Origin of the sequence: Cobetia sp. QF-1, assembly GCF_002213105.1 — a bacterium.
Lineage (GTDB): Bacteria > Pseudomonadota > Gammaproteobacteria > Pseudomonadales > Halomonadaceae > Cobetia > Cobetia crustatorum.
Map to the genome: position 1 here is coordinate 165,649 of NZ_NBVS01000003.1, position 21,730 is coordinate 187,378.

Genomic DNA, 21,730 nt, shown 5'->3' on the forward strand with positions numbered 1-21,730 from the left:
TCAGAGTGAACGGTCCAACGGCAAGACGCTCAATTTCCGTCTTTCAGTTACCGCTCTCAATTGCCGAACACCACCGTGCGCCTGTCATGCAGGAAGACACGGCGCTCCAGGTGATAACGCACGCCTCGTGACAGCGTCAGACACTCGATATCACGGCCCTTGGCGATCAGGTCTTCCGGATAATGAGCATGATCTACCGTCTCGACCCCCTGGGTGATGATCGGCCCTTCATCGAGGTCGTCATTGATATAGTGAGCCGTCGCACCGACCAGCTTCACACCCTTGTCGTAGGCCTGATGGTAGGGCCGTGCGCCCTTGAAGCCCGGTAGCAGCGAGTGATGGATGTTGATCGCACGACCCGAGAGCTTCTCACACATGTCGCTGGAGAGTACCTGCATGTAACGCGCCAGAATCACCAGTTCTGCGCCCGTCTCCTGCACCACCTGCCATATCTGCGCTTCTTGCTCAGCCTTGGTATCCGGCGTGATCGGGAAGTGGTGATACGGCAGGCCGTGCCATTCGGCCAGCGGCGCCATATCCGGGTGGTTGGAAACCACCGCCGTGATGTCCATCGGCAGCTGACCGATGCGATGGCGGTAGAGAAGATCATTCAGACAATGATCGGAACGCGACACCATGATGACGACCTTCATGCGCTCATCCGGCGCACTCAGGCTAACGTCCATATCAAAATCAGCAGCGCGCGTGATCAAGTTTTCCTCGAAGGCACTGGCATCAAAATCTTCGCTTAGCGCACCCTGCTCGGTTTGCGGACGAAACTCGGCGCGAATGAAGAAGCGCCCGGAGAGACGATCATCAAAGGAGCTTAGTTCGGTGATATAGCAGCCCTGCTCACGCAGGTAACGCGTCACCACATCGACGGTACCGATGCGACTCGGGCATTGAGCGGTCAGAATCCAGGTATCACGCATGCGCAGGCGCCTGTTGTCATCAGTGTTATTGGAGTGTCGTCAGTTCCAGGCCGTATCACGTTCCAGCGAAATGGTAGCTGAGATAGCAGCTGAAACAACAGCGTTACAGCTGACACGGAAAGTGACAAACCAGTATTCATGAGGCGGGCTTCAGTATTTCTGAAGCCCGCCTCATAGGTTGATCATGCGTGCATCTCACACCCGTGGTGGGCTTGGCATTCAGGCCTTGATACAGACCCCGAATTCTTCGCTGGCATCCAGCAACCAACGGCCGAGGTAATCAGCGAAGCTTCTGCGAATCACCAGCTCGAATTCACTCTCGCCCTCCTTCGCACTGACATGTCGGAGGATCAGAGTCGCCTTGGCGAACACTGCCGGCACACCACGTCCGACCGGGAAGGCACGCGGATGAACATCCGTCGGCGTCGACTTCATCAGCACCTGACGCGCCTGAGCACCGCTCAGCGAAACCACCGTCTGGCCACCACTGACATTGACGACCTGATAGCGGCCGGAAAGCTGCTCATGCAGCGCCTGCTCAAAAGCAAATGCCTCTTCTCCCGGTACAATGATCAGCCACTCATCCGGCGCCAACCACTGGATCGAAACACCGGCATCATTGAGGTTGAGCGTTGACGACGTGAGTGGCAGTGCCAGTCCCAGCGCTACCTCGACAGCCTCGGCGAAGCCTGACTGTGCGGGGTCACCGCGCAGCATCAGGTGGCCAAGAAAGGCCTTCTCTTCCAGTACGACACCCGCATTGGCATCAGCACGGGCTGTGAATAGATGCGCCAGCGGCGAGCGCGCGGTCTGTAAATGAACGTCCAACGCAGGACGCTGATCAATCACTGACGTCTGTGAGCGAGTAGCGGCATCGGCATCAGTGACCGCCTGAGGATCGAGTGTGGTGGCATCAGACATTCTGGCGCGCTCCCTTCTTGTCGTAGAACACAGGTGCGGTAATTTCAGCTTCCAGCGTGCTGCCATCCGCCTGCGGCAGGAACACCGTCTCACCGATACGTGCCGAACCGCCTTTCACCACTGCCAGTGCAAAGCCATGACCCAGCGTCGGGCTGTAATAGCTGGACGTGACATGGCCGACCATCGGCATCGGGATGGCGTGATCAGGATCAAAGACGATCTGCGCGCCTTCCTGCAGCACGATGCGCTCATCACCGGCCTTCTTGCGACGGGGAATGAGGCCAATCATCTGTTTACGATCATCACGACGCGTGTCCGGACGCGTCAGTGCGCGCTTGCCGATCCACGAGTACGGCTTGTTGTAGCCGACACACCACTGCATGCCCAGATCTTCCGGTGTCATCGAACCATCCGTGTCCTGGCCGACGATGATGAAGCCCTTCTCGGCACGCAGCACGTGCATGGTTTCAGTGCCGTAAGGCGTCAAACCGTACTTCTCGCCCTTGGCAAACAGCGTCTCCCACACGTACTGGCCATAGTTGGCCGGCACGTTGAGCTCGTAGGACAGCTCGCCAGTGAAGGAGATACGGAAGATACGGCCCGGAATATCAGCGATCATCCCTTCGCGAACTTCCATGAACTTGAAGTTGTCACGATCGAGATCGATGTCCGTCAGCTCACCAACCAGCGCACGTGCTTCAGGGCCCGTCACGGTCAGAGTCGCCCAGTGATCGGTGACACTGGTCATCTGCACGTCCAGCTCCGGCCATTCGGTCTGGTGCCACAACTCCATCCACTCGAGGATCGCGGCCGCACCACCGGTGGTGGTGGTCATCAGGAAGTGGTCTTCCGCCAGGCAGGTGGTAACCCCATCATCCATCACCATGCCGTCGTCGTGGCACATCAGGCCATAGCGCGCCTTGCCCACCGCTAGCTTGGCCCAGGCATTGGTGTAGATACGATTGAGGAACTCACGGGCATCACGACCCGTGATATCGATCTTGCCCAAGGTCGATGCATCCAGTACACCCACCTTCTCACGCACGGCCAGGCACTCACGCTCAACCGCAGCGTGCATGTCTTCGCTGCCCTGCGGGTAGTACCACGGGCGCTTCCACTGACCGACATCCTCGAATTTCGCGCCCTGTGCCACGTGCCACTCTTGCATGGCGGTGTAGCGCATCGGATCAAACAGCGCACCACAGTGACGGCCGACGATGGCGCCGAAAGTCACTGGCGTGTAGTTGGGACGGAACACGGTAGTGCCGGTATCAGGGATGGTTTGGCCGAGACAACGGGCAGCGACCGCCATGCCATTGACGTTACCCAGCTTGCCCTGATCGGTGCCGAAGCCCATCGCAGTGTAGCGCTTGACGTGCTCGATGGACTCGAACCCTTCTCGAGTCGCAAGTTCGATACCGGCCGCCGTGACATCGTTCTGCAGGTCAACAAACTGCTTGGGCGCACGTGCGGTCGGCTTGTCATGCGGCACCTGATACAACGGCAACATCGGCGCTTCGACCAATGCTGATACCGCCGGCACTATGGTGTCTGCCACGGGGTACTCACAGGCCTCTACCGCCGCGACACCACTGGCATAGGCCGCCACCAGCACGTCTTCGAGCGAAAAGCTGCCATTGGCTGCACCACAGGCATCAAAGCCCTTGAGCATCGGCGCGCCGAGTGCTGGCAGGAAGCCATGCACTTCGTCGCTCCACACCGGTCGTGCGCCGGTATGCGCCGCCAGGTGAACCACCGGGCTGTAGCCGCCGGAACTGGCGATGGTGTCACAGACCAACTCTTCCACTTCACCAGTGACCTTGAAACCATCGATATCGATGGCAGCCACACGGGCGCCAGTGACGCGACGATCCCCCTGGGCCTCAATCACTGCAGCACCTGTGATGATGCGAATCCCCGCCGCGCGTGCCGCCTCGACCAGAGCACCGCTCGGGGCAGAGCGTGCATCAGCGATGGCGACCACGTCACGACCAGCCGCCTTCCAAGCCAGCGCCGCGCGGTAGGCGTGGTCGTTGTTGACCGACAGCACCAGCTTGTCGCCCGCCGCCACACCGAAACGAGTGAGGTAGGTGGTGACAGCGCCGGCAATCATGTTGCCCGGCACATCGTTGTGGGAATAGACCAACGGCCGCTCATGCGCGCCGGTCGCCATGATGACGCGATGCGCACGTACACGGTGCAGACGCGAACGTGCCTGGCGTGCGCCGCGTGAATTGACGGGTGCGATATCAGCCTGATGCTCGGTACGGCGCTCGTGCAGCGTCACGAAGTTGTGATCGTGATAGCCATTGGCGGTGGTGCGCGGCAGTAGCAGTACGTCGTCACAGGCCGCAAGTTCCGCCAGCACGGCATCACGCCACTCGCTGGCCGGCTGGCCATCGAGTGTCTGATCGAGGCAGTCACCTGACATGGAGAGCAGCGAACCACCCAGCTCTTCCTGCTCATCACACAGAATGACGCGGGCGCCACTACGTGCAGCGACCAGCGCCGCCATCAGACCCGCCGGGCCGGAGCCAATCACCAGCACATCAGTATGCTGGTGCAGGTGATCATAGATGTCAGGATCATTCTCCAGCGGTGAACGTCCAAGGCCAGCGGCCTTGCGGATGTACTTCTCGTAGGTCATCCACAATGACGCGGGAGCCATGAAGGTCTTGTAATAAAAGCCTGGCGGCATGAACTTGCCACCCAACTTGCCAACCTGCGGCAGGAAGCGGCTCATCAGATCTTTCTGAGACTTGACCCAGCCACTGACAGCATGCGCTTCAAGCCCGTCATACAGCGCCTGCTGAGTGGCACGCACGTTAGGCACCTGGCCCGACTCCGTGCTACCCAGTTGCAGAATGGCATTGGGCTCTTCAGCACCGGCCGCGACCAGACCACGCGGGCGGGCATACTTGAAGCTGGCATTGAGTACATCGAGGCCATTGGCCATCAAGGCCGAGGCCAGCGTATCGCCTGCCAGACCCTGATAACGCTTGCCATTGAAGGTAAAGCTCAGCGACGTCTCACGATTGATGCGACCACCGGAGGAGGTGCGGCGTGAGGGTGTACGTGTCTCGGTCATGGCCGCGCGTCTCCTGTCTGTTGAGTCGTCGAGCTGGCAGCGGATGCTGCAGCTGACTGTGCTAGCTGCTCAGCGGCGAGTGTCTCGGCCGTAATGCCAGGCTGCTCGCCCATGCGATAGGTCTCGAGAATCTCGTAGGTCACGGTGTGGCGCGTAATGTTGAAATACTTGCGGCAGCCCACTGCGTGAATCCATAACTCATGGTGGATACCGCGCGGGTTGTTGCGGAAGAACAGATAATCGCCCCACTCGGCATCCGAACAGGCTTCCGGCTCTATCGGGCGCTCGATATGCGCCTGACCTTTGGCGTGGAATTCCTCTTCCTCGCGCAGCTCGCCGCAGTAGGGACAGAAGATATGCATCATGGTCGGTCGTCTCCTGACGGCAGGTTCAGTGCGCGACGCCAGCGGCGCCATGTTCATCGATCAGCTTGCCGCTATTGAAGCGGTCGTAGGCAAACGGCTCAGCCAACGGGTGAGCGCGGCCCTTGGCCAGTGTCCAGGCAAAGATGTTGCCGGACCCCGGCGTGGCCTTGAAGCCACCCGTCCCCCAACCGCAGTTGAAGAACAGTCCCTTGACCGGTGTCTTGGAGATGATCGGACAAGCATCCGGACAGGTATCGACGATACCGCCCCACTGACGATTCATGCGCACGCGCGAGAAGATCGGGAACAACTCGATGATCGCCTGCACGGTATGCTCGATGGTCGGATAGCTACCACGCTGGCCGTAGCCTACATAGCCATCGATACCGGCCCCAATCACGAGATCGCCTTTATCAGACTGGCTGACATAGCCGTGCACGTGGTTGGACATCACCACGGTATCGAGAATCGGCTTGAGCGGTTCGGAGACCAACGCCTGTAACGGATGAGATTCCAGCGGCAAGCGGAAGCCCGCCTTTTCGGCCATCACACCAGAGTTACCGGCAGTGACGACGCCAACGCGCTTGGCACCAATGAAGCCACGCGAGGTTTCCACGCCAACGATGGCGCCATCCTGCTTGCGGAAGCCGGTGACTTCCGTCTGCTGGATCAGATCAACACCGAGGCTATCGGCACCACGTGCGAAGCCCCAGGCCACCGCGTCATGACGCGCGACACCACCACGCGGCTGCCATGAGGCACCGAGCACCGGATAGCGTGTGCTAGCGGAGCAATCCATTGCCGGCACCAGGTCCTGCACCTGCTGGGCATCCAGCACTTCGCCATCAATGCCCTGAAGGCGGTTAGCATTCACACGACGCTGGATGTCACGCATGTCTTGCAGGGTGTGGCCCAGATTGAGCACGCCGCGCTGGGAGAACATGACGTTGTAGTTCAGGTCCTGTGACAGGCCTTCCCATAGCTTCATGGAGTGTTCGTAGAGCGCTGCAGACTCGTCCCACAGATAGTTGGAACGCACGATGGTGGTATTACGCGCAGTATTACCGCCACCCAGCCATCCCTTCTCGATCACCGCAATGTTGGTGATGCCATGTTCCTTGGCTAGATAGTAAGCCGTGGCCAGGCCATGCCCACCGCCACCGACGATGATGACGTCGTATTCCTTCTTGGGTTCTGGGCTACGCCAGACTTTCTGCCAATGCTCATGGTGGCTGAGCGCATGCTTGACCAGCCCGAATCCCGAGTAACGCTGCATTTGCCACCCCTCCTGAAACTTTATATCGGCGCACGTGGTGATGATGGGTCACGTGCGCCGCTTGTCGTTTTTATAAATGACGGTATATCGCTATCAGGCCAGGGCGGCCGTTTCAGCCACAGATGCTCCGGAATAGACCGGGAAGCGTGCGCAGACGGCTTCGACCTTAGCGCGAACGTCGGCCTCGACCTTGTCGCTCTCGCCAGTCGACAGTGCATCCAGCAGGTCACAGATCCAGCCGGCCAGCGCCTCACATTCCTCTTCCCCGAAGCCACGCGTGGTCGCTGCCGGTGTGCCGATGCGCAGGCCGGAGGTGACGAACGGGCTCTGCGGATCATTCGGCACGCTGTTCTTGTTGACGGTGATATGCGCGCGACCTAGTGAGGCATCGGCATCCTTACCAGTCAGGCCCTGACGGATCAGAGAAACGAGGAACAGGTGGTCATCGGTGCCACCGGAGACGACGTCATAGCCGCGGTCCATGAAGACACCGGCCATCACGCGGGCGTTGTCGATCACGCGGGCCTGATAACTGACGAAGTCCTGGCTCATCGCTTCCTTGAAGGCCGCGGCCTTGGCGGCGATGACATGCATCAACGGACCACCCTGCTGGCCCGGGAAAACGGCGCTATTGAGCTTCTTGTACAGCGTCTCGTCGCCGTTGGCGGAGAGAATCAAGCCGCCACGTGGTCCGCGCAGCGTCTTGTGTGTCGTCGTGGTGACGACGTGGGCATGCGGGATCGGACTCGGGTAGTGACCCGCCGCGACCAGGCCGGCTACGTGCGCCATGTCGACCATCAGCCAGGCACCGATCTCATCCGCCATGTCGCGGAAACGACGCCAGTTGACGACGCGGGAATAGGCCGAGAAGCCCGCGATGATCATCTTCGGCTTGTGCTCGCGTGCCAGGCGTTCCATCTCCTCATAGTCCAGCTCGCCGCTCTCGGTGAGGCCATACTGGATGGCGTTGTAATGCTTGCCGGAGAAGTTGGGCGCCGCGCCATGAGTCAGGTGGCCGCCGTGGGCGAGACTCATGCCGAGAATGGTATCGCCCGGCGACACCAGCGCCATGAAGACAGCGGCGTTGGCCTGGGCGCCGGAGTGCGGCTGCACGTTGGCGTAATCACACCCGAACAAGGCACAGGCGCGATCGATGGCGAGCGTCTCGACCTTGTCGACGAACTCGCAACCACCGTAGTAGCGCTTGCCCGGATAGCCTTCGGCGTACTTGTTGGTCAACTGGCTGCCCTGGGCTTCCATCACCAGCGGACTTGCGTAGTTTTCGGAGGCGATGAGCTCGATATGCGCTTCCTGACGCGCGGTCTCTTCGAGAATGGCCTCGGCCAGTGCAGGGTCGAGTCTGGCCAGTCGGTCATCACGGGTGTAGCCATGTTGCTGAGACATTACGCGCCTCCGGTTATCGGGCGTTGTTGTTGGAATGCATGCTGTTGATCGCGATCTGTTGGATCATGAGCTTGCCCCGATACTAGCCCTGCCCACTCACCACTAACTGCTTGTCAGCGTCACGACGCAGTGCGAATGCGACATGCGTGCGCAGATGCGACATTGGCTCGCGCTGAAGCGTGTCCTCTGGCAGTCATGCGGGCCGTAGAGCGCTACACCCCGAGCCATGCACGCAGGTATGCTAGGACGGCATATGCGAAAATACGCAGGCGCGCGTGACGGCTGGCAGGGTCAGGCCAGATACCAAAATGGACGGGAGATGAGTTGATGCTGATGGAACTGCTAGCGGTGATGGCACCGGTGCTGTGTGGCGCAGCCATCGGTTTCTTCTGGGTGCGTCTAGGCCATGACTATCCGATGGCCTTCGTCACCAAGCTAGTGCTGTACATCGGTACCCCTGCGCTGATCCTGAATGCACTGGGCAGCGCAGAGATCGACAACACCAGCTTCCTGCGCACCGGACTGGCCACACTTGCCGTGATGGGACTATTGCTGGCGCTCAGCTGGCCCTTTGCGCGCCTGATCGGCAAGCCATGGAAGGTGGCTGTCGCCCCGCTACTGTTCTCCAACGTTGGCAATATGGGTCTGCCGGTCTCGTTGTATGCCTTCGGCGAGGCCGGCTTTGCCTACGCCATCACCATCATGGTCACCATGTCACTGCTGCAATTCAGTCTTGGGGCCTGGCTCGCCAGTACCGGAGGCAATCCGTTACGCAGCATTACTCGCTCGCCGACCATCTGGGCCAGTATCGTCGCTACCGTCATGCTGCTCAGCGATGTCCACATGCCACGCTTCATCGGCAACAGCCTGGAATTGATATCCGGCTTCACCGTACCGCTGATGCTGATCACCCTTGGCGTCTCGCTGGCCAATATCCGTGTCAGAAACCTGGCCGCTGGCGTGGGCTTCAGCCTACTGCGCATCCCCTTTGCTGCTGCCAGCGCCTGGGCCATCGGTAGCCTGATAGGGCTGCCGCCGCTAGCGCTGAACGTGCTGATCATGCAGATGGCCATGCCAGTCGCGGTCTACAACTACATGTTTGCGCAGAAGGCAGGCCGCGAGCCTGAATACGTCGCCACGCTGGTGTTTTGCTCAACACTCGCTGCGTTCATCTATCTGCCGGCGTTACTCGCTACGCTTGGTGCGATGGCCAACTGAATGGTGCTGACACACTGAATCACTGCCCACCAACACGCGCACATAAAAAAACCACGCAAGCTTGAGGCTTGCGTGGTCGTGGGACGTTTTCCTGCCAGAAACTACGGCGATGCAAGGGTGACGTGATGAAGCCGTTGTCACGCTTGAACAGCGCGGTACCTCCTGATATTGCAGATAGCCTTGTTATTGTCTGGCGTCGTCCCCCGGCCTGGAGATGACACACCGTTCCCTTGTCTTGATATCGCCCATTTCTGACAAATTCGGGCCTGTAGTGGCAGACCCTAACCTGACGAGGAAGTCCCTCGCTCTCAAGATGCAGCTGAGGGGTGTGCAGGTAGAAGACTTTCAGCCATGGCGCCGGATACTGGTACCCGTGCCGCTATTCGGGATCCCCCGAGGCGATCTCCTTCCCTGCACGTAGCCTTCCCTGTGGCAACACATGAAGCGTAGCCTTGAGACTACCGATCGCTCCACATGGTTTGCACCGTCATCTGGCGCGAGTTGATTCACCTATAGGCCTGAGCATAAAACACCATAATACTGATGCCACGCTGACCACATTCATCAGGCCTCAGGCCGCACAGGCGCCACGCCTCCTGCCTTCACCGACGCCTGATCTCTCAGCTGCTGAAGCGAAATGACAGCATGTCCCTTGTCAGCCCACTCGGCCCGCTCAGCATCATCGGCACGCAAAATGAAGCGTCCGAACAGGGTGTAAAGCAGACCCAGCAATGGCGACAGCCAGCAGGCAAACGCCAACGGGATATACAGCAGCCCTTCCAGACTGCCACCGCTGACCACCAATCCCAGCGAGCTGATCACCACTGCGCCACCCGCATTCCAGGGAATCAACGGCGAGATCAGCGTGCCGCCTTCCTCAAGAGAGCGCGACAGGTTGAGCGTCGAATAGCCCTCGCCACGGAAGACCGGCGCATACATGCGACCTGGTAAGGCGATGGAGAGATAGGGATCTCCCGCGATGACGTTGGTCAGTGCCGCCGTCGAGCTAGCCGCCAACTGCAAACCAAAGATGCCGCGCACCTTGACGAGTACCGCAGCACACAACGATTCAAGGCAGCCGATCACTTCCAGCAGGCCACCAAACGCCAGCGCGATCATCACCAACAGAATGACCCACGCCATCGACATGATGCCGCCACGATTGAGCAGGGTATCGATCTCGCTGACACCGGTAGTCAAGGTGTAGCCACTCTGCATATAGCCGAACAACGCCTTGACCGCCTCACCCTGCACGCCAAAGGCCACGACGGCACCCGCCGCGACTCCGACAAACAACGCTGGCAATGCCGGCATGCGTGCAATCGCCAGTCCCATCACCAGCAGCGGCGGCATCAGCACCCAGAAATTGAATTCAAAGTTACCGGCCAGGCCTTCGGTAATGGCCGTGATGCGCTCGAGATCAAGCGTCTGACCAGCGGCCAGCAGGTTGCCCGCCACCAGATAGATCACCAGCGCAATCAGCATCGCAGGAATGGTGGTTGGCATCATGTTGCGGATATGCGCAAACAGGTTAACGCCGGTGACGGCAGGCGCCAGATTGGTGGTATCAGATAACGGCGAGACCTTGTCACCGAAGAAGGCTCCGGAGACCACGGCACCGGCGGTCCACCACGGCGGAATGCCGAAACCTGCACCAATCCCCATCAGGGCGAGACCGACCGTACCGACCGTCCCCCAGCTGGTACCCAATGCCACGGAGACTACCGCGCACAACAGCATCGCCGCCGCGAGGAAGTACTCCGGTGAGATCAGTTTGAGGCCGTAGTAGATGATCATCGGCACACTGCCGGAGGCGATCCAGATACCCACCGTCATGCCGACAAGGATGAGGATGGCGATGGAAGGTAGTCCAACGCGCACGATGCGCATCATGCCCTCTTCCATCGCTGACCAGCCGTGTCCCAGCTTCCAACCGATGATTGCCGTCATTGCCACGCCACAGACCAGCGGTACATGAGGTGTGAATTCACCAAACACGAACAGCTGCAGTGCCAATACGGCTAGCGTGGCCACAATCGGTAGGCAGGCCATCACGAGGGACGGCCGCTGAGGGGTCATCAAATCCCGAGTCATTATGTTCTCCATCGGTGAGTTGTACTTGTTGTACGCCCACGCTATGTCGACTCGGGTATTGAAAAGTGATTGCCTGCGTCATTCAGCCGCCTGAATACGACACGCAAGGACAGTTCTGAGAATAAGAGCGCGAGCAGAGTCCGACACTCAATGCCATTAGTCTGATGTTGATCATCATTTGAGCTATCACCGAGCAGGGATAGCTCAGTAATCAATCACCACATCGCCATTGGGAACGCTGCAACAGGACAGGATAAAGCCTTCGGCGACGTCCTCATCCGTGATGCCACCGTTATGCTCCATCGCAACCTCACCGGAGATTTTCTGCACGCGACAGGTACCGCAGATACCCATGCCGCAGGCCTTGGGGATGTGCAGGCCGAGCTTGGCAGCCGCCGCGTGGACAGTTTCACCCGGTGCGATCTGCACCGACTTGCCGGTGGCGGAAAACTCGACGCGGGTCAGATCGGAGCGGTCCATCTCCTCAGCCAGCACCTCGGCCTGTTCCGCCTGCTCGATAGCGTCTTCTTCTACCTCGACCGGCGTCGCTCCGAAGGACTCTTCGTGATAGCGGCTCATGTCGAAGCCACGCTGGCGCAGCAGATTCTTGATCGCGTTCATGTAGGGCGTCGGGCCACAACAGAAGATTTCACGCTCCATGAAGTCTGGCGTGATCATCTCCAGCATCGGTTCGGTCAGATAGCCGCGATAGCCAGACCAGGTCTGGCCGGTCTCGAAGCGCTCGCAGATGATGTGCATGTTGAATTCCGGCACACGGGAATCCATGAACTCGAGTTGGCGCCAGAAGATGATGTCGCGCGGGCTGCGCGCACTGTGCACAAAGGAGATGTCGACATTGGCATTGGTATCGAAGTACCAGCGCGCCATCGACATCAGCGGCGTGATGCCGACCCCACCGGACAGCATCAGGAAGCGCTCGGCCGGATAGTCGATGCAGTTGAAGTTGCCGACCGGGCCATGTACTGCCAGCTCGTCGCCTTCATTGAGGTTGTCATGCAACCAGTTGGATACCAGACCGCCCGGCACACGCTTGATGGTGATCGAGAAACTGTAGGGCACCGAAGGTGAGCTTGAGATGGTGTAGGAGCGCATGATCTGCTGGGCGTCTATCTCCAGCTCCAGGGTCACGAACTGCCCTGGCTTGAAGAAGAACATCACCGGTTGTTCGGCCATGAAGCAGAAGGTACGGACGTCCCAGGTTTCCTGAATGACCTTCACGCAGCGTACACGGTGACGACCATTGCTCCAGGTCTGGGTCGTTACCGGATTGAAATTGCTAGGGATCACGCTCATGAAGGCCTCGCTTGTTCTTGGGCTTATCGATTCTTGAAGTAGTGCGCCGTACGCGCGGCCAACGGCGGGACATGCAGCAGATTGTCGAATCACGCCCGCCAGACCGTTTATCCCTCCACGACAAAAACATGCCTGTGGTCTCCGCTAGCGGCAGAAAAAACCCTCTTTATCGAATACCTCATCAATGCGTCGGAAATACGTCATTGAGAGTCGTCGGCAGGCATTGGACAAATGCCGCCCTCAGCCACACTCCACCAATGTGCGGCGAATCGTCCCAAAGACCCTGCGGCTGCCCCACAAACAACCAGTCTGCTCCAGACTCTTTCCTGACTTCTTGATGGCAGCGACACGTCGCCGCCTATCGACCGTGCGAGGACAACGCGATGAGCGATCTATTGGAACACGCTCAGGACCAGCAACAGCAGGCAGTACGTGAGGCCGCCGCGCGGTTGCTGAGTGAACGGCGAGCCGGCTTCAGCCTGCCGCAGCCCTTCTATAACGACGAACGGCTGTTCGCACTCGACATGAAAGAGATCTTCGCCAAGGAATGGCTGTTTGTCGGGGTCAGTAGTGAAATACCCGCCAAGGGCAGTTTCATGACGCTGGACGTGGCTGCCAATCCGATCATCATCGTGCGCGGTGATGGCGACAGTATTCATGCCTTCCACAACGTCTGCCGTCATCGTGGCTCACGCCTGTGTACCAGCGAGCGCGGCAAGGTGGCCAAGCTGGTCTGCGGCTACCATCAGTGGACCTATGAGCTGGACGGTCGCCTGCTGTTTGCCGGCTCCGATATGGGAACGGACTTCGACACCAAGGAGTTCGGTCTGCATCCGGTCCATGTGCGCTGTGCAGGTGGCATGCTGTTCATCAATCTCTCCCAGCAACCTGCCAATGCCGAGCCGTTCTTCAAGACACTCGAATTCTATTTGAAGCCTTATGACATGGAGAACACCAAGGTGGCGTGCACCTCCTCCATCGTCGAGGATGCCAACTGGAAGTTGGTCGTGGAAAACAACCGCGAGTGCTATCACTGCAATGGCGCGCACCCGGAGCTGCTGAACTCGCTACAGGAATTCGATGATACTGATGACCCGCGCGCCACTCTGGCCTACAAAGAGCTAGTCGCACGCAAGCAAGCCGACTGGGATGCCGAGAAGGTGCCATATCAGTTGGTACGCTTCGGTCGCCGTAACCGCATGACACGTACACCGCTGCTGGAAGGCACGTTCTCGATGACCCAGGATGGTCGCGTCGCCAGCCAGAAGCTGATGGGGCGTTTGCAGAGTGCTGACATGGGCTCGCTACGTATCCTCAATCTGCCCAACTCCTGGAATCACTTCATGGGCGATCACGCAGTAGTTTTCCGCGTCGAACCGATCAGCGCTCAGAAGACCCGCGTGACCACCAAGTGGCTGGTACATCGTGACGCTGTCGAAGGCGTGGATTACGACCTCGATACCCTGCGTAAGGTGTGGGATGCCACCAACGACCAGGATCGTCGTCTTGCAGAGGAGAACCAGCGCGGCATCAACTCTCAGGCCTATCAACCCGGCCCCTACTCCTCAACCTACGAGTTCGGTGTGGTGGACTTCGTGGACTGGTACTCCGAGCAGATAGAAGCGGCTCTGAGCGATGCACAGCCGCAACACCTGCAACTGGCGTGACGGCTGGCCTGACTTGGACACAAAAATAGCGACATAAAAAAGCCCGCCACCGGTTATCCGGTGGCGGGCTTTTTCGTACATCTATCACTGGATTATAACTGGGTATCCAGGCTCATCATCAGACTGAGTGCCATCACGATAATGATGGAAAATCCGAACAACTTGCGGGCCCAGGAAGCATCAGACTGCCCCTTGAGCCGCCACACTGCCAGATACAACCACCAACCACATGCGATGGTTACCACTACCAGGTACCACATGCCGGTATAGCCCCACAGTGTCAGCAGCAGCGACACTGGGAGAAAGCCGGCGATGTAGCCAATCACCACACGCTTGGCATACTCCATGCCACGCGCGACCGGCAGAACCGGAATATTGGCAGCCCGATAGTCATCGACACGAAACATGGCAATCGCATAGGAATGCGGCATCTGCCACATGCTGAAGATAATCAGCAACAGCAGCGCCCCCATGTCCACCTGGCCGGTAACAGCCAGGTAGCCGACCACTGGCGGCGCAGCGCCGGACAGTGAGCCGATGAGGGTGCCATACACCGAACCACGCTTCAGCCACATGCTGTAGGCGCCGACATAGATCACGAAGCCCAATCCCACGGCAATCATTGCCATGAGATTGGTCATCGCGGCCAGCAACCAGAAGCCGGCCAACCCGAGCACACCCCCGAAGGTCAATGCGCCCTTGAACGAGACAGTGCCCTGTACCAGAGCACGGCCCTGGGTACGCGCCATGTGACGGTCGATATCACGGTCGATGCAATTGTTGAACACACAGCCCGAGGCCACGATCAACGCCACCCCTATCAGGGTGGCGAGGAACAGCGCCCAGTCCACCTCACCACCAGAGGCGAGGAAGAACCCACCACTGACGGTGATGAGGTTGCCGAAGATGATGCCCGGCTTGGTGGTACGCAGGTAGTCCTTGATCATCAGGCTCACGCTATCAGATGGGCATCATGTTCTGATTCAGCTCAACCATGATCCACAGGGAACCGCCAACGACGATACCCACGATCACCAGGGTGAACAGCAGTGCCTGCACATTCCAGCTCTGCTCTTTGGAGCCGTCCAGATGCAGGAAGAAATACAGCTGCACGAATACCTGAGCAATGGCGAAGCCAAAGATGGCCCAGATCACGCCAACACCCGGATCATCCATCAGCATGACCATGCCGAAAGGAATGATCGTCAGGATAATGGACAGAATCAGGCCAATCACATACTGCTTGACGCTGCCATGGCTGTCGTTGTGATGGTCATTGGAATGGCTCATAGCATCACTCCCGTGAGGTAGACGACGGTAAAGACACAGATCCAGATAACATCCAGGAAGTGCCAGAACAGGCTCAGCATCATCAGGCGACCACGATGGGCTTCTGTCAGGCCTTTCTGCTTGACCTGGATAATCAGCAGCGCCATCCAGATCAGACCGACAGTCACGTGCAACCCGTGGGTACCGACCAGCGCGAAGAAGGCAGACAGGAACGCAGAGCGATCCGGGCCCATGTCATTCACGATCAAGTGATGGAATTCATAGATTTCCATCGCGATGAAGCCCGCACCACAGACAAAGGTGATCATCAGCCACTTGATCACCGCGGAGCTGTCTCCGCGGTTCATGCCCAGCATTGCCAGGCCATAGGTGAAGCTCGATGCCAGCAGCAGCGCGGTCTCGACCAGCACGAAATCAAGCTCGAAGATCTCGGCACCCGTCGGGCCACCGGCATACGCCTGGCTCAGCACCACATAGGCTGCGAATAGCATCGAGAACAAGATGCAATCGCTGAGCAGATAGAGCCAGAAACCGAAGACCTTCAGGCCGTTGGCATCGTGATGCTCGTGATCGTCATGGGCGTCGTGCGCCCCGTCATGAGATGTCATTGCATTATTCGCCATGATTACCCCTGAACCACTGTGTCAGTCGGTGTACGGGCGCCGGGCAGGCTGCGACGTTCGCGGCCCTCACGCTCGACACGCTCGACTTCCTCGACAGACACGTAGTAGTCGGTGTCGTAGTTGAAGGAACGCACGATGAAGCTGGCGATCATGCCGACCAGACCCACAATGGCCAGCCACCAGATGTGCCAGATCAGTGCGAAGCCAAAGATCAGGCTGAAGCCAGAAATGATGACACCGGCAGCAGCATTGCGCGGCATGTGGATCGGGGCATACGGCTTCTTCGCCGCTTCCTCGTGTCCACGTTCCTTCATTTCCCAGAACTCATCGAGTTCCTTGACCTGCGGCTCGTGAGCGAAGTTGTAGAACGGTGCCGGAGAAGTGGTGCTCCACTCCAGAGTACGACCGCCCCAGATATCGCCCGTGGTGTCCTGCAGCTGATCACGATTCTTGATGCTGACCACGATCTGAATCACGGTGCAGACAATACCGATCAGGATCAGGACGGCACCGATGAAGGCGACGACCAGATACGGAACCCACAGCGGATTGTCGACGTGCTGCAGACGACGGGTCATGCCCATGAAGCCGAGGATGTACAGCGGCATGAAGGCGAGATAGAAGCCGACGATCCAGAACCAGAAGGAACGCTTGCCCCACTTCTCACACAGCATGAAGCCGGTCGCTTTCGGGAACCAGTAGGTGATACCAGCCATCGCGCCGAAGACCACACCGCCGATGATGACGTTATGGAAGTGGGCGATCAGGAACAGCGAGTTATGCAGGACATAGTTCGCGCCCGGCACGGCCAGCAGAACACCGGTCATGCCACCGATGGTGAAGGTGACCATGAAGCCGAGAGTCCACAGCACCGGAGAGGTCATTTCGATACGACCGCGGTACATGGTGAACAGCCAGTTGAAGATCTTCACGCCTGTCGGAATCGAGATGATCATCGTCGCGATACCGAAGAAGGCGTTCACATCCGCGCCAGCACCCATGGTGAAGAAGTGGTGCAGCCAGACGACGAACGACAGGATCGTGATGACGATGGTCGCCCACACCAGCGAGGTGTAACCGAACAGCTTCTTCTTGGAGAAGGTGGCGATGACTTCGGAGAACACACCGAAGACCGGCAGCACCAGGATGTACACCTCAGGATGGCCCCAGGCCCAGATGAGGTTGACGTACATCATCATGTTTCCACCAAGATCATTGGTGAAGAAGTGGAAATCAAGATAACGGTCAAGCGTCAGCATCGCGATGGTCGCGGTCAGGATCGGGAACGCTGCGATGATCAGGACGTTGGCGCACAGTGCAGTCCAGGTAAAGACCGGCATCTTCATCAGGCTCATGCCCGGTGCACGCATCTTGAGGATGGTAGCGACGAAGTTGACACCCGTCAGCAGGGTACCGACACCCGATATCTGCAACGACCATATCCAGTAATCCACGCCTACGCCGGGACTGTAATTGGCCCCCGACAATGGCGGATAGGCCAACCAACCTGTCTTGGCAAACTCACCCAGACCCAGTGAGATGTTGACCAATATGACACCGACCACGAACAGCCAGAAGCTCAGCGAGTTCAGGAACGGGAACGCCACATCACGCGCGCCAATCTGCAGCGGCACGACCACGTTGATCAGGCCAATGACGAACGGCATCGCCACGAAGAAGATCATGATCACGCCATGGGCAGTGAAGATCTGGTCGTAGTGCTCTGGCGGCAGATAACCTTCACCACCGGTAGAGGCCAGCATCTGCTGGGAGCGCATCATGATAGCGTCAGAGAAGCCACGTAACAGCATCACCAGCGCCACGATGATGTACATCATGCCGATTTTCTTGTGGTCGACAGACGTCAGCCACTCGGTCCACAGGTAAGTCCACTTGCGCATATAGGTGATGAGGCCGGCAAGGGCTGCACCACCGAGGATTACCGCCGCGAGCACGATCACGATGATCGGCTCGTGATACGGAATCGCCTCTAATGTGAGTTTTCCAAGCATTGCTTATTCCTCGGTTGCCATCGCAGGTTCGGCGTGGCCGGACATATCGTCACCAGACATCTCGTCGCCGGACATCTTGTGGGCTGAGTGGTCCATCTTCTTGCCACTCATCTTCATGTCGCCCATCTGCTTATCACTCATGCCCAGTTCCATGCCGTCCATGTAAGGCGCCATGATCTGCTGGTAGAGGTGCGGCTTGACCTGGCCGTAGAAGGTCGGGGCAACGTTCTCGCTCGGCTCATTGAGCGCGGTATAGCCCGCGTCATCGAGAACCTTGCTGCTGCCACGTGCCTTCTCGATCCACGCATCGAAATCGCCTTCGCTCATGACATGCGTCTTGAAGTGCATGTCGGCGAAGCCGGCGCCACTGTAGCTCGCGGAGATACCGTCATAGGTACCCACTTCGCTACCGATCAGGTGCAGACGGTTTTCCATCCCCGCCATTGCATAGATCTGGCTGCCGAGGCGTGGAATGAAGAACGAATTCATCACGGTCTCGGAAGTGATGTGGAAGCGCACCTGGCGATCCACCGGCATGGCCAGTTCATTGACCGTAGCGATGCCCTGCTCCGGATAGATGAACAACCACTTCCAATCCATCGCAATCACCTGAACCTCGATCGGCTCACCGCCGTCGACGATTTCGGCACGCGGGTCCAGCTCATGCGTGCTCTTCCAGGTCAGGATGCCCAAGGCGAGGATGATCAGGCAGGGAATGCCCCACACCACAGCCTCAATCTTGGTGGAATGCGCCCAGTTGGGCGTATAGGTCGCCTTGCTCTGCTTGGTATCGCGATAGCGCCAGGCGAACCACAGCGTCATGAAGATGACCGGGATCACGACCACGAGCATCAGGTAGGTAGCTGTCAGAATCAGCGACTTTTCGGATTCACCGATAGGCCCCTTGGGATCGAAGAGTACGGCGTCACAGCCGGACAACATCAATAATCCCGCGAGGATAGGGAGTCCCCGCAGAGCCCCCCGCATTAGGCTTTTTCTCATCTCACGACCTCGTTGGAACACGCCATGACGTCATGACGAGCCCACATGTGGAACACAGCGTTCGAAGAAATGACCAACAGGAAGTCGTCGATCGTTCGAACGAAATCAGAAGATTTCCCGCAGGCGGGGCACAGGATAGTGAAAAGGCAGGGGGGATGACTACGGGGCAGGATGACGCAGTCAGGCGCAGCAGCAAACGAATGACTTCCTGCTGCGCGGATCAATCATGGATAGCCAAACATGGCAGCCGCCTCTCTCACCGCGGGTTAAAGTCAGAAGATTGCCTTCTGATCCCGTCGGCAGCACAAATGATGTTGGCTAGCGCCCGTTTCTCACCTGACCGGCAGATCGCCAATCCTTTTTTTTATCTTTTCTGACGATCACTCCACTCACCTACTTGATGACCAGAAGAATCACCATATTGCGGACGAACAATTCAAGATAACGCCCTTCCGCACACCCTTTATCATGATCGCCACCCAGTAGACGAAAAATCCAATAAATCCATAAATAAAGGAGCTTGCAGCCAACAAAAAGCCTATTTTAGAAATATTATGCTAGTTATTCGCACTTTCATATTTCCAGCATCAGCTTCATCACGTAACAATCAACACGTTAGACCACCCTTCTAGAAGCATGATAGCAGAGTGAAATCGTCGTTCATTTTTCTGACATTCATCATCATCATTCACAGAAATACTCCACATGCACTCCTATCAACATGAGGTATCGATGTGCACAAAAACACCTCAAATCATTCACAATTACGCAACCCTACCATTTATATTTAACGTATCAGACGAGGACAACCTGACAATAGAAGACCATTTTTTGTTCTTCACTTATGGATATCTGCCACCTTTCCATCAGATGAATCAAAAAATTAAAGAATCAAAAATACACAAATAAAAACCATCTGATTACTAAAAAAATACCGTAATGCAACAAAAGTACGACTCAGTGCCTCTCTAGACCAGCTTTATACTCATGGGAGGCATACTCGATAGAGGTACCGAAAATCACATCTTGGGAAAAGATCAATACCTGCGACAATTGACCACACCAAGAATCTTGCTGATGATCTTCGCGATTTTCTGAAATCCTTTTATATACCATAAGCCTCAGACCACCGATGAACCTGATCAGCATGATCTCCCTGCAAGATACGTCTTTGCAGTGCAATATCTTTATTTCATCGTGCAGCAGCCACGTCCTGACACAGGCATCTCGCATTGATCGCGAGGAAAAATGTCCACATGGTGCTATAGAAGCTACCTGACAGCCTTAGCTGGCATGGCTCTCACCGTATGTCGACGATGCACGCTGCTAACCCCCGGGACATAACCTTTCACGCAAGAGACACTGCCCATGACTGATCACTCTCCCCTCGCTGCGGATTCACTTCTCGATGCCGCCCAGCTGCCCGCTGGGTCTCTCTACCGCCTCTTCTCCGGCAGTGTTGCGCCTCGTCCTATCGCGTGGGTCTCGACGATAGACGCCACCGGCAATGCCAATCTAGCGCCCTTCTCATTTTTCACCATCGCCAGCGTCAATCCGCCAGTGTTGGCCTTTAGTCCGCTACGTAACGGCGATGGCCAGACCAAGGACACGCTGAACAACCTTCGTGAGGTCGGTGAATGCATCGTGCATATCGGGGGTGAGGCATTGAGCGAAGCACTCAACGCCACCAGCGCGAGCCTGGCACCGGAAGGTGACGAATTCAGCCACGCGGGGCTCAATAAGATCGCCATGCCGCCATTGCAGGTGCCGCGCGTCGCTGAGGCCCCCATTGCCTTCGGTTGCCATCTTCGCGACATCATCTCGTTTGGCGATCAACCACTGGCAGGAAGCCTTGTGCTGGCAGAGGTCATCGTCATACACGTAGATCCCAGCGTCTGGGACGGACGTCACGTCGACAACGAGGTATTAAAGGCTGTGGGACGCATGGCAGGTAGTGACTATGCGCGCACCGATAGCCTATTCAGTCTGGAGCGCCCAGAGTAAAGCAGCATCAGAGACCAGTAGCATCAGAGACAGTAATCCAAGCCTCAGCAACATGAACACCAGTGCCACCGTGGTAAAAAACCAAAAGAGGGCCTGTCAGCTGACAGGCCCTCTTTTCTCATGCAGGGATGCTCTACCTTCATGCCTGCTTTTCTTCATCACATCGCCAGCGTCTAACGACTAGCGCAGCCCGGGTAGCAGGTACTTGTCCAATGCCTGACGTACCGACGGCAACATCACATCCGATTTCAGCACCAACTCGCGCACCAACTCCTGCAGACCAGGCACGCCAACCTCCACATGTTTGGTCAGCGCCATACGCGCGCAGGTATCTGGGCATGCGTTTTCTGGCACTCGAACGCCCAATGCCACCAGCCGCTCACGGAAGTCATGCTGATCGATCAGGTCCACTATCATCATCGTCTTTCCTCCTCCGTGGAGACTGCGGGCGCTTCTGCATGAAGTCCCGCTGTCTGAGCATAGCTGATGCTGCTGCCTTCATTGTGGACAGACACTCACG

Annotated in this window: 17 protein-coding genes; 3 read left to right on the forward strand and 14 right to left on the reverse strand. The window is 57.8% G+C overall.

Annotation, left to right across the window (positions count from 1 at the left end; genetic code table 11):
• Positions 1 to 56: 56 nt before the first annotated feature.
• The 6 genes from purU to glyA form a co-directional block, all read right to left on the reverse strand.
• Positions 57 to 932, reverse strand: a complete 876-nt coding sequence (purU, locus tag CFN46_RS07155) for a formyltetrahydrofolate deformylase (protein ID WP_035159734.1) — start codon at positions 930 to 932, stop codon at positions 57 to 59.
• A gap of 219 nt (positions 933 to 1,151) precedes the next feature.
• Positions 1,152 to 1,853 carry a sarcosine oxidase subunit gamma gene (locus tag CFN46_RS07160; protein ID WP_051510890.1) on the reverse strand — a complete coding sequence of 234 codons (702 nt, stop codon included), beginning with the start codon at positions 1,851 to 1,853 and terminating at the stop codon, positions 1,152 to 1,154.
• The gene (locus tag CFN46_RS07165) at positions 1,846 to 4,941 is read right to left on the reverse strand and encodes a sarcosine oxidase subunit alpha family protein (RefSeq protein WP_088743121.1); all 3,096 of its coding nucleotides are present in this window, start codon (positions 4,939 to 4,941) and stop codon (positions 1,846 to 1,848) included. Before CFN46_RS07165 ends, CFN46_RS07160 begins: the two co-directional genes overlap by 8 nt.
• On the reverse strand, positions 4,938 to 5,306 hold the full coding sequence (locus CFN46_RS07170; RefSeq protein ID WP_024952028.1) for a sarcosine oxidase subunit delta: 369 nt from the start codon (positions 5,304 to 5,306) through the stop codon (positions 4,938 to 4,940). Before CFN46_RS07170 ends, CFN46_RS07165 begins: the two co-directional genes overlap by 4 nt.
• A 25-nt stretch (positions 5,307 to 5,331) precedes the next feature.
• Positions 5,332 to 6,582: a sarcosine oxidase subunit beta family protein gene (locus tag CFN46_RS07175; protein ID WP_088743122.1), complete on the reverse strand. Its 1,251-nt coding sequence runs from the start codon at positions 6,580 to 6,582 to the stop codon at positions 5,332 to 5,334.
• A 93-nt stretch (positions 6,583 to 6,675) separates the two neighbouring features.
• A complete protein-coding gene (glyA, locus tag CFN46_RS07180) occupies positions 6,676 to 7,986 on the reverse strand; it encodes a serine hydroxymethyltransferase (protein WP_024952030.1) in 1,311 nt (436 codons plus the stop codon).
• 327 nt (positions 7,987 to 8,313) lie between these two features.
• On the opposite strand from glyA, the gene CFN46_RS07185 reads away from it, so the two are divergent.
• The gene (locus tag CFN46_RS07185) at positions 8,314 to 9,204 is read left to right on the forward strand and encodes an AEC family transporter (RefSeq protein ID WP_024952031.1); all 891 of its coding nucleotides are present in this window, start codon (positions 8,314 to 8,316) and stop codon (positions 9,202 to 9,204) included.
• Positions 9,205 to 9,768: 564 nt separating this feature from the next.
• Here the strand turns inward: CFN46_RS07185 and nhaC are convergent.
• Together nhaC and CFN46_RS07195 are read right to left on the reverse strand one after the other, a co-directional pair.
• Positions 9,769 to 11,298 (reverse strand): Na+/H+ antiporter NhaC, encoded by a 1,530-nt coding sequence (nhaC, locus tag CFN46_RS07190; protein WP_254918428.1) that lies wholly within the window; start codon positions 11,296 to 11,298, stop codon positions 9,769 to 9,771.
• Positions 11,299 to 11,502: 204 nt separating this feature from the next.
• Positions 11,503 to 12,603, reverse strand: coding sequence for a hybrid-cluster NAD(P)-dependent oxidoreductase (locus CFN46_RS07195; RefSeq protein ID WP_088743238.1), 1,101 nt, complete (start codon positions 12,601 to 12,603; stop codon positions 11,503 to 11,505).
• A 392-nt stretch (positions 12,604 to 12,995) separates the two neighbouring features.
• Here CFN46_RS07195 and CFN46_RS07200 point away from each other — a divergent pair, with 392 nt between their 5' ends.
• On the forward strand, positions 12,996 to 14,279 hold the full coding sequence (locus CFN46_RS07200; RefSeq protein WP_024952033.1) for an aromatic ring-hydroxylating dioxygenase subunit alpha: 1,284 nt from the start codon (positions 12,996 to 12,998) through the stop codon (positions 14,277 to 14,279).
• 92 nt (positions 14,280 to 14,371) lie between these two features.
• Here CFN46_RS07200 and cyoE read toward each other — a convergent pair whose 3' ends face one another.
• The 5 genes from cyoE to cyoA are packed head-to-tail and all read right to left on the reverse strand — an operon-like array spanning position 14,372 to position 19,206.
• Positions 14,372 to 15,226 (reverse strand): heme o synthase, encoded by an 855-nt coding sequence (cyoE, locus tag CFN46_RS07205; protein WP_035159735.1) that lies wholly within the window; start codon positions 15,224 to 15,226, stop codon positions 14,372 to 14,374.
• Between the two features lie 13 nt (positions 15,227 to 15,239).
• A complete protein-coding gene (gene cyoD / locus CFN46_RS07210; RefSeq protein ID WP_024952034.1) occupies positions 15,240 to 15,569 on the reverse strand; it encodes a cytochrome o ubiquinol oxidase subunit IV in 330 nt (109 codons plus the stop codon).
• Positions 15,566 to 16,192, reverse strand: a complete 627-nt coding sequence (gene cyoC, locus CFN46_RS07215; protein WP_024952035.1) for a cytochrome o ubiquinol oxidase subunit III — start codon at positions 16,190 to 16,192, stop codon at positions 15,566 to 15,568. The genes cyoD and cyoC overlap by 4 nt, the downstream gene beginning before the upstream one ends.
• A 2-nt stretch (positions 16,193 to 16,194) precedes the next feature.
• Complete coding sequence (gene cyoB, locus CFN46_RS07220) at positions 16,195 to 18,204, reverse strand: cytochrome o ubiquinol oxidase subunit I (protein WP_024952036.1); 2,010 nt, start codon at positions 18,202 to 18,204, stop codon at positions 16,195 to 16,197.
• A gap of 3 nt (positions 18,205 to 18,207) precedes the next feature.
• A complete protein-coding gene (gene cyoA / locus CFN46_RS07225; protein ID WP_024952037.1) occupies positions 18,208 to 19,206 on the reverse strand; it encodes a ubiquinol oxidase subunit II in 999 nt (332 codons plus the stop codon).
• Between the two features lie 1,368 nt (positions 19,207 to 20,574).
• Between cyoA and CFN46_RS07235 the strand changes: the two genes are divergently transcribed.
• Positions 20,575 to 21,210 (forward strand): flavin reductase family protein, encoded by a 636-nt coding sequence (locus CFN46_RS07235; RefSeq protein WP_024952039.1) that lies wholly within the window; start codon positions 20,575 to 20,577, stop codon positions 21,208 to 21,210.
• A 180-nt stretch (positions 21,211 to 21,390) separates the two neighbouring features.
• Here CFN46_RS07235 and CFN46_RS07240 read toward each other — a convergent pair whose 3' ends face one another.
• Positions 21,391 to 21,630, reverse strand: coding sequence for a hypothetical protein (locus CFN46_RS07240; protein WP_024952040.1), 240 nt, complete (start codon positions 21,628 to 21,630; stop codon positions 21,391 to 21,393).
• Positions 21,631 to 21,730 lie beyond the last annotated feature (100 nt).